The organism is Mesorhizobium sp. W067, assembly GCF_054719525.1.
Map to the genome: position 1 here is coordinate 2,293,820 of NZ_JBTTII010000001.1, position 12,690 is coordinate 2,306,509.

10 protein-coding genes are annotated in these 12,690 nt (G+C 63.5%); all 10 read right to left on the reverse strand.

Annotated elements, in window-relative coordinates; all coding sequences use genetic code 11:
• Positions 1–45: 45 nt before the first annotated feature.
• The 10 genes from ACYG97_RS11380 to oiaX all read right to left on the reverse strand — a co-directional run bounded on the left by ACYG97_RS11380 (position 46) and on the right by oiaX (position 12,580).
• Entirely contained in the window at positions 46–987 is a 942-nt protein-coding gene (locus ACYG97_RS11380; RefSeq protein WP_081725422.1) for a D-ribose ABC transporter substrate-binding protein, read from the reverse strand.
• A 39-nt stretch (positions 988–1,026) separates the two neighbouring features.
• Positions 1,027–2,160 (reverse strand): ABC transporter permease, encoded by a 1,134-nt coding sequence (locus ACYG97_RS11385; protein WP_023681691.1) that lies wholly within the window; start codon positions 2,158–2,160, stop codon positions 1,027–1,029.
• 26 nt (positions 2,161–2,186) lie between these two features.
• The gene (locus tag ACYG97_RS11390) at positions 2,187–3,725 is read right to left on the reverse strand and encodes a sugar ABC transporter ATP-binding protein (RefSeq protein WP_023733703.1); all 1,539 of its coding nucleotides are present in this window, start codon (positions 3,723–3,725) and stop codon (positions 2,187–2,189) included.
• The gene (locus ACYG97_RS11395) at positions 3,722–4,372 is read right to left on the reverse strand and encodes a DUF2291 family protein (RefSeq protein ID WP_023733704.1); all 651 of its coding nucleotides are present in this window, start codon (positions 4,370–4,372) and stop codon (positions 3,722–3,724) included. Before ACYG97_RS11395 ends, ACYG97_RS11390 begins: the two co-directional genes overlap by 4 nt.
• A gap of 33 nt (positions 4,373–4,405) precedes the next feature.
• A complete protein-coding gene (locus ACYG97_RS11400; RefSeq protein ID WP_023733705.1) occupies positions 4,406–5,428 on the reverse strand; it encodes a sugar-binding transcriptional regulator in 1,023 nt (340 codons plus the stop codon).
• Positions 5,429–5,751: 323 nt separating this feature from the next.
• Positions 5,752–7,464 carry a glycerol-3-phosphate dehydrogenase/oxidase gene (locus ACYG97_RS11405; RefSeq protein ID WP_460221578.1) on the reverse strand — a complete coding sequence of 571 codons (1,713 nt, stop codon included), beginning with the start codon at positions 7,462–7,464 and terminating at the stop codon, positions 5,752–5,754.
• Positions 7,461–8,237, reverse strand: a complete 777-nt coding sequence (locus ACYG97_RS11410; RefSeq protein ID WP_031201827.1) for a DeoR/GlpR family DNA-binding transcription regulator — start codon at positions 8,235–8,237, stop codon at positions 7,461–7,463. The genes ACYG97_RS11405 and ACYG97_RS11410 overlap by 4 nt, the downstream gene beginning before the upstream one ends.
• On the reverse strand, positions 8,234–9,757 hold the full coding sequence (locus ACYG97_RS11415; protein WP_023733707.1) for an FGGY-family carbohydrate kinase: 1,524 nt from the start codon (positions 9,755–9,757) through the stop codon (positions 8,234–8,236). The genes ACYG97_RS11410 and ACYG97_RS11415 overlap by 4 nt, the downstream gene beginning before the upstream one ends.
• Positions 9,758–9,990: 233 nt before the next feature.
• Complete coding sequence (locus tag ACYG97_RS11420; protein ID WP_023733708.1) at positions 9,991–11,325, reverse strand: four-carbon acid sugar kinase family protein; 1,335 nt, start codon at positions 11,323–11,325, stop codon at positions 9,991–9,993.
• 4 nt (positions 11,326–11,329) lie between these two features.
• A complete protein-coding gene (gene oiaX, locus ACYG97_RS11425; RefSeq protein WP_023733709.1) occupies positions 11,330–12,580 on the reverse strand; it encodes a 3-oxo-isoapionate-4-phosphate decarboxylase OiaX in 1,251 nt (416 codons plus the stop codon).
• Positions 12,581–12,690: the final 110 nt, after the last annotated feature.

Consider the following 12,690-nt stretch of genomic DNA (forward strand, 5'->3'; position numbering starts at 1 on the left):
GAAGAGCCAGGGAGTGTCCGCGAAGGACACCCCCTGAGCAGGTTTTTATTCCGACAGCACGAAGGGTGCGGTGTACTTGTCCACATTGTCCTTGGTGATGAGCAGGCAATCGAACAGCTGCTTCTCGCTGGTGGCGCCAGTAGCGCCCGACTTGATGAACGAGTCGGCCTGCTGCACAGCCTTGGCCGAGAAGATGGCCACCGGCTGAAGCACGGTGTACTGCAGTTCGCCGGACTTGATGGCCGCAACCGCATCCGGGGAACCGTCAAAGCCGCCGACCTTGATGCCGGCGAGCTTGCCAGCTTCCTTCAGCGCCGCAACCGCGCCAAGCGCCATTTCATCGTTGCCGCTGATCACGGCGATGATGTCGGGATTGGCCTGCAGCATGCTCTGCATCTTGTCATGGCCCTGGGTACGATCCCAGTTGGCGACCTGCGAAGCGGCCTTTTCGAGATCCGGATACTGGCTGAGCACAGTCGCGTAGCCGTTCGAGCGCGTGGCGGCGTTGTTGTCCGACGGGGCGCCGAGCAGTTCGACATACTTGCCCTTTTCACCGACCGCCTGCACCCACTGCTGGGCACCGAGAGCCGCACCCTGGGCGTTGTTGGAGACGAGCTGTCCCTTGGCAAGACCTTCCTGGTTGATCTCGGCATTGACGAGGAAAACCGGGATGTTGGCGGCAATCGCCTTCTTCACCGCGCCGACCGAACCATCGGCATTGGCCGGGTCGAGGATGATCGCCACCGACTTGTTGGTGATGGCGGTGTCGATCAGATTGCTTTCGGTATTGGTGTCGCCCTTGTGGGCGGCGACGTTGGCTGTATAGCCAAGCTTTTCGGCTTCGGCCTTGGCAACGTTGCCTTCGGTCAGCCAGTAGGGGTTGGCCGGATCGTTGACGATGATCGAGATCAGGCCCGCGGCCGATGCGGCTGCGCTAAACCCGACCACCATCGCGGCGGCAAGCAAACTTCTAAGCACGATTTTCATGTACATTCCTCCAATGATTTTACGCGGTCCTGCTGCCAGTCAGCTGGCAGTCTTCCCTTGGGCAGGATTGGCCGGTTCGGCCTTCCCCCGTTTCTGAGAAGTCGGTTGGCCGCCCGTCGAAGCTGGAAGCTTGCTACGGCGGCGATACTGAACGGCATTGAGGAGCACGGCGAGCACGATGACGGCGCCGGTGAACACTGTCTGCCAGTAGGATGAGATGCCGATGATCACCAGACCGTCGGACAGGAAGCCGATGACGAAGGCTCCGAGCAGGGTGCCGCGAATGTTGCCGCGCCCGCCGGTGAGTGCGGCGCCGCCGATGACGACGGCGGCGATGGCCGTCAGTTCGTAAGTGGTGCCAGCGGTCGGTCCGGCCGAGGTCAACTGCGAGGACAGGATCAGGCCGGCAATGGCGGCACAGATGCCTGAAAGCACATAGACCGAAATCTGCACAGTCTTGACCGGAACGCCGGACAGTTCGGCGGCGCGCTCATTGCCGCCCGAGGCGTAGAGCCAGCGCCCGAACGCGGTGCGGTTCAACACGATGCTGCCGATCAGCGCGATGACCGCCAGCACCACCACGCCGGTCGGCACGCCGAACAGACGGTTGAAGCCAAGCGCGTCGAAACCGGTGTTGCCCAACTCCGGCTTGCCGCCGAGATTGTTGTAGGTCAGGCCGCTGGTCATCAGCAGTGCCAGGCCGCGCGCCATGTACATGACGCCGAGCGTGGCGACAAAGGCCGGAACCTTGAACCGCGCGATCAGCACGCCGTTGATCAGCCCGACAGCGGCGCCCAGCATGCAGGCCAGCACCGCGACCACCCAGACCGGCGGATAGAGAACGACGCCGAGCCAGGTCAGCGTCACGCCTTGCATCAGAAAACCGGCGACGACGCCGGCAAGCCCGAGCGTCGACCCCACCGACAGGTCGATGCCGCCATTGAGGATGACGAGCAGCATGCCGATGGCGAGAATCCCGAAGATGGCGACATGCGAAGCCATGGTCAGGAAATTCGCCACCGAGAGGTAGTAGGGCGACAGGATCGAGAAGACGACAATGATGACGATCAGGGCAAAGAAGGCCCGGCCTTCGAGCAGCAGCTTGGCCACGTCGAAGCCCTCTCCGCCCGCATTGGGGCTGGACTGTTTGCTGGCCTGGCTGACATCGCTCATGGGTCGGGGCTCCGGAAATTCTGTGGTCAGGCGACCACGGCTTCGCCGGAGGCGGCCATGATCTGCTCTTTGGTGGCGTTGGCGCCGAATTCGGCTGAAATCTTGCCGCGCCGCATGACGACGATGCGGTGGGCGATGCTGAGGCACTCATTGACCTCCGAGGTCGAGAAGACGACCGCCAGGCCTTGCGCGGCACGCTCGCTGAGCAAGCGAAAGACTTCGGCCTTCGCGCCGACGTCGATGCCGCGGCTCGGCTCGTCGAGAAGGATGACCTTGGGATTCGTCGTCAGCATCTTGCCGATGACGACCTTCTGCTGGTTGCCGCCCGACAGCGATCCGATCATGGCGTTGCCGCCCGCGGTCTTGATGGTCACCTTGCGGATCGAATCGTCGATCAGTGCGCGCTCCCTCTGCCGGGAGAGGAAGAGCCCCTTGGCGAATGCCTCGATGCTGGCAAGCGACAGGTTGCGGCCGACGGTCATGGTCTGAACCAGGCCATCGCGCTGGCGATCCTCGGGGACCAGAACCAGACCTCGGGCGATGCGCTGCGCAATGGTCAGTCCCGAAACGTCCTCACCCTCCAGCAGCGCCCGCCCGCCCGCCATGGGCACACGGCCGGCGACGGCCTCCAGCAATTCCGTGCGGCCCGCGCCCATCAGCCCATAGATGCAGACGATCTCGCCCGCTTTGACATCCAGCGACAGATGATCGACGACGTAGCCTGAACCCGAAGCGTCGGTGACGCTGACATCCTCGATCGACAGCGCGACCTCACCAAACGCATGGCCGGTCGGCGGCGAGCCGAGGTCGAAATTCTCACCCACCATGTTGCGGACGATCCATTCGAGGTCGATGTCCTTGGCTTCGGCCGTCGCCGTGATCGCCCCGTCACGCAGCACGACGGCGTAGTCGGTGATCTGCAGCGCCTCTTCGAGGTGATGCGAGATGTAGACGATGGAGACACCGCGGCTGGTCAGATCGCGGATCACCTTGAACAGCACTTCGACCTCCGTGGCGCTCAGCGCGGAGGTCGGCTCGTCCATGATCAGGATGCGGCTGTCGACCGATAGCGCGCGTGCGATCTCGACGATCTGCTGCTGCCCCAGGCGCAGGTCCTCCACCAAGGTCATCGGATCGATGTCTTCTTCGAGGTCGGCCATCAGCGCCCGCGCTTGGCGCGACTCCTCGGCGAAGTCGAGGCCGGTTCTGGTGCGCAGTTCGCGGCCCATGAAGATGTTGTCGCGAACGCTCAGATTCGGCGCCAGGCTGAGCTCCTGGTGGATGATCGAAATGCCGCGGTCGCGCGCGTCCGAAGACGAGGAAAAGCTGACGAGATTGCCGTCGAGCACGATGTCGCCGGATGTCGGCGTGACCACGCCGGACAGGATCTTCATCAGCGTCGACTTGCCGGCGCCATTCTCTCCGAACAGGGTGGTGACCTTGCCGCGATGGATGTCGAAGTTGACGCCCTTGAGGGCGTGAACGCCGCCATACGACATGACGACATTGCGCGCCGACAGCACGGCGTCGCCAGTCGCGGGTTCTGTGCCGGAAGCCGAATTCATTTGACCTCCAGCCTCACCGGCGTAACCAGCCAGCTCTTCGGATTGACCAGCTTGAAGGCACCGACCACCGCTATGGTCTTGCCGGTCAAGGCGCTGGTGTCGACTTTCGCCAGCACCTCCTTCTTCATCTCGTTGTTCAGCGCCGAGCCGGCGTCCTGATACTCGATCTGGTTGGTGAACTGACCGAAGGTGATCTTGCCGGTGGCGTCGCGAAGCTCGGTTCCGTTGATCGCCGGCCCTGTCTGCACGCGGACCGTCAACGTGTCGGGCAAACCATCGACGGCGACCTTGTAGATGCCCGACTTTCCCTCACCGACGACGCCGGTGAACTTGACCGACATGACCGGTCCGACACCCGCAGGTACGCCATATTCCTTTTCGGCGGTCGCCCTGTCCTTGGCGATCGCAGTCGCGATCGTCGCGGCGTCGGCGGCACGCGCCTCGACATCGGCCTGCACCTTGGGAAACTCCGACTTGCCATAGTCGGCGGCGGAAAAGACGGCGTTGCGGACATCGCCGGCGGAGCCGATCTTGATCACCTTGGTGTCGAGCGCCATGGCGCCAAGCAGAACCACAACCGCGGCGCCGGCAAGTGCGCGGCGCAGGCCGGGCGAAGCTTGCCGGGCGGAGGCAGCGTTCGCGCTCATGATGCAACCGCCAGCGATGCGGATTGTCCGTTGTCACGCATTCGAAGATCCTCCGTTCACGCGGCGCTTCGTGGCACCGGCTGCATCATCGAGCCGGCTGAGTTCGACGAGCGCGCGCGCCGTGCATTCATCGGTGATCAGGCCGCTGAGATAACGGCTTTCGAGCACCGCCTTGATGGCGCGTACCTTCACCTTGCCGCCGGCGACGGCAACGATCCTGCGGCCCTTCAACTGGTCTCGCGGAAGCGCCAGGATTCTTTCCGACAGCGCTGTTTCGACCGGGCGCCCCTTGTCGTCGAAGAAATGCGCCAGCAACTCGCCAACGCCGCCGTCCCGTTTGACATCGTCGATTTCGGACGGCTCGATCATGCCTGTGGCAACCAGCGACGCCTCCCGCTCGGCCGTGCCTATTCCGACGAACATCAGGTCGGAGCGGCTAGCGAGAGCGAAGACATCGCTGATGCCGCGCTGACCAAGCAGCACCTCGCGGTCCTCGGCGGTGTTGGCGACAAAAGGCACCGGCATGACAAAGGCCTGCGCGCCGGTGCGCTCGGCCAGGCGATGCATGACGTCGTGCGGGTTGGCGGCGAATTTGCGCGTCACGCCGCCAAGCAGCGAGACGAAACGGATGTGGGCAGCAGTGGTGCGCGTCAGATACTCGACGCTGGCCGCTAGCGTGCGGCCGTGGCCGACGCCGATCAGCATGTCTTCGCCGCGATCGATTTCGCGCTTCAGGAACTGGGCGCCGGCGATGCCCAGCCCCTTCAACGGCAGTTCGTCCTGATCGAGATCGGGAACCACCTCGCAATAATCGAGCCCGTAGGCGGCGATCAGGCGCTGTTCAAGGTCGACGCATTCGGCGACCTCGCCGTCGATGAAGACCCTGACCAGACCTTCCTGGTTGGCCTTGGTGATCAGCCTATGCGCCTTGAGGCTGGTCAGGCCAAGCCGCTTGGCCACCTGGGCCTGGGTCAGACCACCGGCATAGTGGAGCCAGGCCGCGCGCGTGGCGAGGCTGGACTCATGGTCGCGGTTCGCGGATCCGCCGGAATTCAAGCCATTCCCTCCCCAGGGTGATAATATTATCTTTGTGTGCAAAAATTTTCATACCTTTGCATCGCTGTCAATCCCTCCGCAGATGGTAGCCTTCAGCCGACGTTCGGCGGCCAACGCGGCTATTAGAAGGTAAGCATATAATATGACCATATGGCGGCGTTATTTTCACGTCAATTTGTGTTATCTCATCCCAGTGGTGGCAAGAACCCGTAGGCGCGGGCAAAATCGTGGGTGTAAGATGGGAAGTTTGGAGCAACACGGCCCAACGAGGGCAAACCGATGGGTTGCCTCAGGAAAAGCTATCGGCGTCGGCAATGGAGCGATCAGTCCAGCCGCATCAGATTCCTGCCCTCGAGCTCGACAACAGCGGCTTCAACCTCCCGCGCGAGGCGCTCGGTGCTCCACCCCAACGCCCGCCCCGCGATCGCGGCAATCTCCTGCAGGTCGCGGCTCGTCAGCGAGCCGCCTATCGCCAACGTGCTGCGGCGCATAACGACATCGGCCAGATGTTCGACGAACTCGTTGCGCGCGATGTAGTCGATTTCCGCCTTGCCGTAGCCGCCGGAGTCCGGCAGGCAACCCTCATCATCCGACCCGTGCCTGGCGATCTCAACGGCTCTGGTCCCGTAGCGCGACAGCAATTGATCAAGGCGCCCTTCCCCGGCGCCCGTCGCCTGCTGTGCCTCAGCCAGCCAGTCCGCCCGCGCGGCGGCATTGGCCGGAAAATCCCGCCCACCGCCGATCGGCATGGCTCGCGTCGTCACCTTGCGGCTGCGCTGCAAGCGCTTGAGTACGGTATCAGTGACTTCCTCGGCAAAGCCGCGGAACGTCGTCCATTTGCCGCCGACCAGCGAAATGACTGCAAAGGGCCTGTTGCCGTCCGGCTCGGCAACGGGCGCTGAATGATCGCGGCTGATCAGTCCGGGCGTCGCTGCTTCAGACGTCGGCAGCGGCCGGATGCCGCTATAGGCGTAGACGATCTGGTCGCGCTCGAACGCCATGCCCGGCAGCAGCGTTCGCACGCTGTCGAGCAGATAGTCGACTTCTTCGGGTTCGCAGCGGACCGCGTCCGGATTGTCGGCCTTGATGTCGGTCGAGCCGACCAGCGCCAGGCCGAGATAGTCGTAGACCAGGCAGATGCGGCCGTCATCGGCCTCGAAATAGAGCATGCGCCCGGCGAGGCTTTTGACCAGTTCGTCATGCCTTAACAGGATATGCGAGCCCTTGGTGCCGCCGATCATCTTCGATGGAGCACCAAGCAGCGCGTTGACGTCGTCGATCCACGGACCGGCGGCGTTCACCACCAGCTTCGGCCGCACCGAAAAGGCCGCGCCGTTTTCCGGCTGGAATGTGAGCACGCCATTGGCTGAAGCCGCCAGTGTCGTGTAGTTGGCACCGGCAGACGCCGCGTGAGCCTGCAAGCCGTCGAGGATCAGTTCCAGCACCAGCCTTTCCGGGTGACTTATCTTGGCGTCGTAGTAGGTGCCGGTGGCGACGATCGCCGGATTGAGCGCCGGCATCTCAACAAGCGCCTGCCGCCGCCCGACCATGCGGTGGCGCGGCATGACCTGGTTTCGTGAACCGTAGAAATCGTAGATCATCAAGCCGATCTTGATCAGTATGGCGCCGCGGCTGCGCGGCGCGCTGGTCGAGCCGAACAGCGTTCGCAACGCCGCGAGCATGCCCTTGCTCCACGAGAAGATCGGGATGACGGTCGGCAGCGGGCTGACATAGTGCGGCGCGTTTTGAAGAAGCAGATTGCGTTCGAGCGTCGACTGCGCCACCAGCCCGAACTCGCCGGTCTCGAGATATTTCAAGCCGCCGTGGATGAGCCTCGACGGCGCGGCACTGGTGCCCGAGCCGAAATCCGCCTTTTCGACGATCAGGCAGCTGACACCTTGCGCGCACAGATCGCGAAACAGCCCAGCCCCGTTGATGCCGGCGCCAAGAATGACGACGTCGACTTCGCCGGTCCCGGCCATCGCGGCGAGACGCCCGGCGGGATTGTCCGCCCCGGCTCCATCTGCTGGGTTCATGGCGCCTTCGTCTTGACGATGCGCAACTTCACCCCCGCCCGTTCGAGGCTCTGCGCCTGCGCATCGCCCAGGCCCTCGGTCACCAGCACGGCGTCGAAACTGGTCAGATCGTCGAAGACATGCAGCGCGATCCGGTCGAATTTTGCGTGGTCGACCAAAAGGATGCGCTTCACGGAGGCGGTCATCATCGCCTGCTTGACCCGCACGACATTCGGATCCTGGATGAAAGCCGTGGTTCCGGTGACGGCCGAAGCCGAACAGATCAGCACATTGGCGCGCAACTGCGCCACGGCGTTCTCGCAGACAATGCCGATATAGGCATTGTAAGTGGGATGATACTGGCCGCCGAGGCAGATGAAATCCATATCGTCCACATTGATCAATTGGCCCGCCGTCGAGACGCTGTTGGAAATGACGGTCAGCGGCTTGACGTCGAGCAGCAGCGTCGCGACCGCGTTTGCCGTCGATGAATCGTCCAGCATCACCACCTGGCCGGCCTCGATATAATCCAGTGCCGCTCGCGCCAGTGCATCCTTCTCGGCTCGATTGACGGTCACCCGGTAGCGGAAAGCGCTCTCGTAGAGGCCGGAAGGCTGGACCGTCACCGCACCGTGCAGCTTGCGCAGCACGCCCTGCTGCGCCAGCCGGTCGATATGCCGGTGGATGGTCATGCGCGACACGCCGAAATGCTCGACCAGATCATCGATGCGCACCTGGCCGAGCTTGATCACATAATCGGCGATCTCTTCGCGTCGTTCGTCGGCCTTGATCATGCGTTTACCCCCGCCAGCCTTTCGATATCAGGCCAATGCCACTTCAGCTGCTCGGCTATGCGGCAGTAGAGCGAAAACCGCTCATTGAACACAGCACTGGAGGCGGGCACGGTTTGGTACGTCCGCTCCGTCATGCCGACCTGCCTGGCGCCCTCTTGCGGCGTCTTGAACAAGCCGACCGCAGCACCTGCGCAAAGCGCGGCACCGAGGGCCGCGGTCTCATCCGTCGAGGTGACGGTGACCGGGGCGTTCAGCACGTCGGCAAACATCTGGACGAAAGCAGGATTACGCGAGCCGCCCCCGGTCAGGCGGATCTCGCTGACGGCAAAGCCGTCGCGCAAGGCCTCGACATGGGTGCGGTGATTGAAGGCGATGCCTTCCAGAACCGCCTTCAGCATGTCGCCGCGATTGTGCCAGCCATGCAGGCCGACAAAGCTGCCGCTGGCCAAATCGCCATAGGGAGAGCCGAACAGATAGGGATGAAACAGGATGGTCGAAGGCTTCTTCAACGCCGCATCGATCTCTCCCGCCAGCAATTCGTGGAGGGAGCCGCGATCCGCGTTTGTCCTGTCTTGCTCCAAGCGACAGAAGGTGTCGAGAAACCAGTCGTAGTTCGCTGTCGAGGCCGGCGAGATCGACATGTTGTTCCAACGGCCCGCATCGATGGCGTTGCGGCAGAACCAACGTCGGTCGACGCGCGGTTGCGAAGAGACGACTTCGTTGATGGAATACGTGCCGGCCACGATGGCGAGCACGCCCTCCTCATGGCCGCCCATGCCAAGCGCCGAGGCGGCCACGTCGTGCAGGCCGCAGGCGACCGGTGTTCCCTTGGGAAGGCCGGTCTTTTCGGCGGCATCGGCGGTGACTTGACCGGCGACGTCAGCCGAATGCCCCACCGGCGGCAGCGCGTCGAACAGATCCTCCAACCCGAAGATGCGCAGCGCTTCAGGCGCATAGGCTTGCGTGCGAAAATCCGTGAATGAGGTGCTTGCCTCCGTGCGGTCGGTCCCGATCGTGCCGCTCAGGCAAAAGCGCAGCCAGTCCTTGCAGGCCAGCACATGGCCGATGCGGCCATAGCGATCAGGATCGTTCTGCTTGAGCCATGCCAGCAGCGCCGACGGTGCCGAAACATGCGGCGTCTGGCCTGTCGTCGCCAGCGCATCGGTGGAAACGGTAGCGGCGGACCACCTGTCGACAATGTCGCCGGCGCGGCTGTCGAGCGACAGGATGCCTGGTCCCAAAGGCTGACGATCATGATCGAGCAGATAGAGACCATCGCCATGCGCGGTCGCCGCCACCGCCTTGATGTCTTCCGCCGGCCTGCCGGAGAGCGCGATCGCCTCCTTGATGGCGTCGGCGGTTGCTTGCCACAGGCCTGACATGTCGCGCTCCACCCAGCGCGCGTGGGGCATCGATTGCGGCACCCGGCGACGCGCCACGGACAATTGCGTGCCGTCGGCATCGAAGATGACCGCCTTGGTGACCGTGAGGCCGTTATCGATTCCGAGCAGGCTGGGCATGATCACCGCCTCTTTCAGCAACTGGCGATTGCTACAGGGCGATCCTGCAGTCTGATGCAAGGGCGAAACACATGGCGACAACCCCGATTGAGCAAGGGGAAAAACGGCAAAAGCACCTCGCCGCAACAAAGAACTCATATCTTTATGTGAATTTAACGTCAACATACGCGACAAAAAGGCTTCGGCGCCAGGGAGCCACGGATGGATCTCGCGGTTGCCGGAGCGACGCGTTGTCAGCTGCTAAGGCCGTCGCGGATGGCGCTGAAATAGCGGTCGGTTCCAACCTGCCCGCCCTTGAGCGCCACCTCCAGCCCATCGATCGCCTCAATACGCGAGTGAGCGACGCAAAGCGGCGAGCCCGGCGACGCCGGCAACGGCATCCGCACGGTCAGCGCATCGACACCCATCTGGCCGAGCGCGTGGCTCGACGTATCGCCGCCGGCAACGACCACGCGCTGCAACTTCTGCTCGATGGTCAGCGCGCGAAGCAGTTCGCCGAGGCCCCGCCCGAGCTTGTGGCGGGCGCCTTCCTGGCGGTCGATTTCGCCCCCCCTATCGGCCGCGGGTCCAAGGGCCGTGTAGAGAACGACGCTGCGCCCGGCTTCCAGGCTGGCGCGACCGGCTGCCGTCGCGCGTGCGATCGCATCTCCGGAAGCTTCGGAGATCAGTTCGACGGGATCGACCTCGATGCCATCGAAGCCGTCGGTCAAAGCGTGCCGGATCTGTCGTTCGGTCGTCGGCGAACAACTGCCCGAGACGACCGCGATCCGGTCGGCAGCACCCGGCGGTGAAAATTTTGGTTCAGCTCTGACGGTCCCGTTCGACACCCATTCGGCCAGCAGCGCATATTCGATCCCGGACGAGCCGACGACGAACGAACCGCCCGGCTTGCGGGCGCGCCATATCTCCTTGCCGGCAAGCGCCTGCGTCTCGCGGCTGTCGACATCGACAAGTACGATGTTGGTCCCCTCGGCGAGCAAGCGGTCGAAGGCTTCCGAGCGCGACACCGACTGCAACGTCGCGAGATCGACCAGCCCCGACGTGAGCTCCGTCTGCCGCGACAGATGGATCAGCAGGTCGGATTCATCCATCGGCGTCGTCGGATGGCGGCTCATCACCGGATGGCGGTCGATGCGGAAATACTTTTCACGATAGGCGGCGAACAGATGGCCGAAGGCAGTGTAACGCTTGAGCTGCGGCGCCCCGACCAGCAGCGGCACGCTGTCCTGCGCGAAGACCGAGCGGCCGATCTCGATCGCCCGGCCGATGCTGCCGATCGCCGGGCTGGAATCGAAGGTCGAGCAGACCTTGTAGTGGCAGATTTGGGCATTCAGCGCCTTCAGCCAGGCGAAAGCGTCGGTGAGATGCGTGTCCATCCATTGCGGGGTTTCGCTGCGGCTGGTGCCGGCCAGGCCAATGGCTCGGCAATGTGCGAACTGCGCAAGCATGGCCGCGTCCGGCTGGCGCATAAACAGCACGGTCGGCACGCCGCCGAGTTCGAGCGCTTCCATGACGTCGGTCGAGCCGGTGAGGTCGTCGCCATAATAGCTGAGAAGCAGGTCTTGCATTGCTTCAGGCCGCTTTGCCGTCGCCGAATTTTTCGATCGACCGCGCCAGTTCGGGATGGCTCAAGGCGAACTCCGCCAGCGGAATGCCGTCGACCGCCGCCTGCCAGGCTTGCTGCACGGCACGCACCCCGGCGCCCGGTCCATCCGGATGGCTGACGATGCCGCCGCCGCACAGATAGAGCAGATCGACCGTCCGGCCGGTCCGTTCATAGGTCTCGGGCGCTTGCCCGCCCCATTGGCCGGAGCCCGCCACAGGCAAGGCGCAATCCTCAGGGGCAAAAATCGGCGTCGTCACCGCCTTGAAGGACTCGACGAAAGACGCGTCCGGCTCCCAGTATTTCGATTGGATGCCGTTGATCTGGAACTGGTCGACGCCGAGCAGCCGCCAGAACTGTTGCCAGACCTTGAAGTCCATGCCGAGGCCGGGATGGCGGGTGAGGATGTCCCAGCCGTTGCGATGGGCATGCAGCACCAGGCTGGAGCGTTTTCTAAGAAACGCCATGCCACCGAAGCCTATCGAATTGATGTTGACCACCGCGCAATTGCCGCCCGCCTTGGCCACCAGATCGTGGTTGCGCATCATCTCGTCCGGGTCGGCATGCGAGATGCCGAAGGCATACATCACCTTCTTGCCGGTCCTCTGCTCGTGGTCGAGGATCAGCGGCATGATTGCCTTCACCCGCTCCGCCAGCGGCGAATAGGCCGGGCTCATCAGCTTCTCGTCGTCCTTGATGAAATCGACGCCGGCGGCGATCAGCTCCCCCACCATTGCGGCGGTCTCGTGTGGCCGAAGCCCCAGCGCCGGCTTGACGATGGTGCCGATGATCGGTCGGTCCGTGACACCTGTCAGCCTGCGGCTGCCGGCGACGCCGAATTGCGGCCCTGGATGCGCGCCGCGGAATTGCTCCGGCAGCTTCATGTCGACAACGCGAATGCCGGACAGGCCCTTGATCGAATAGGCGCCGCCGATGGCAATGGTCATCAGAGCCGACAGGTCGTGGCCGATGGCATCGAATGGAAAGGCGATGTCGACATCCGCGCGCTTGAACGGCCCGTTACCGGCCTCGGGAATGGAGGGGCGAAGTGCGTCCGGCAGGTGCCGGATGGCCAGGACGCGCGCGGCCACCCGGGCCTTTAGTTCCTCGGTTTCGCCGGGCAGCGCGACGAAGGTTCCAGTCGACTGGTCGCTGGCGATCTTGGTCGCCAGCGCCTCGATGCTACCTGACGTTTCGATGCGGTAGGTGAGCGTGATCATGGTTCGTTGTCTGAGGCCGCGGAGGTTCGAAATGAGTTCCTTGATCGTCAGAATCTGGTATAATGAGTACATAAGCTTTGCAAGCAATATCCTGTCTTGCGGCTATGGCC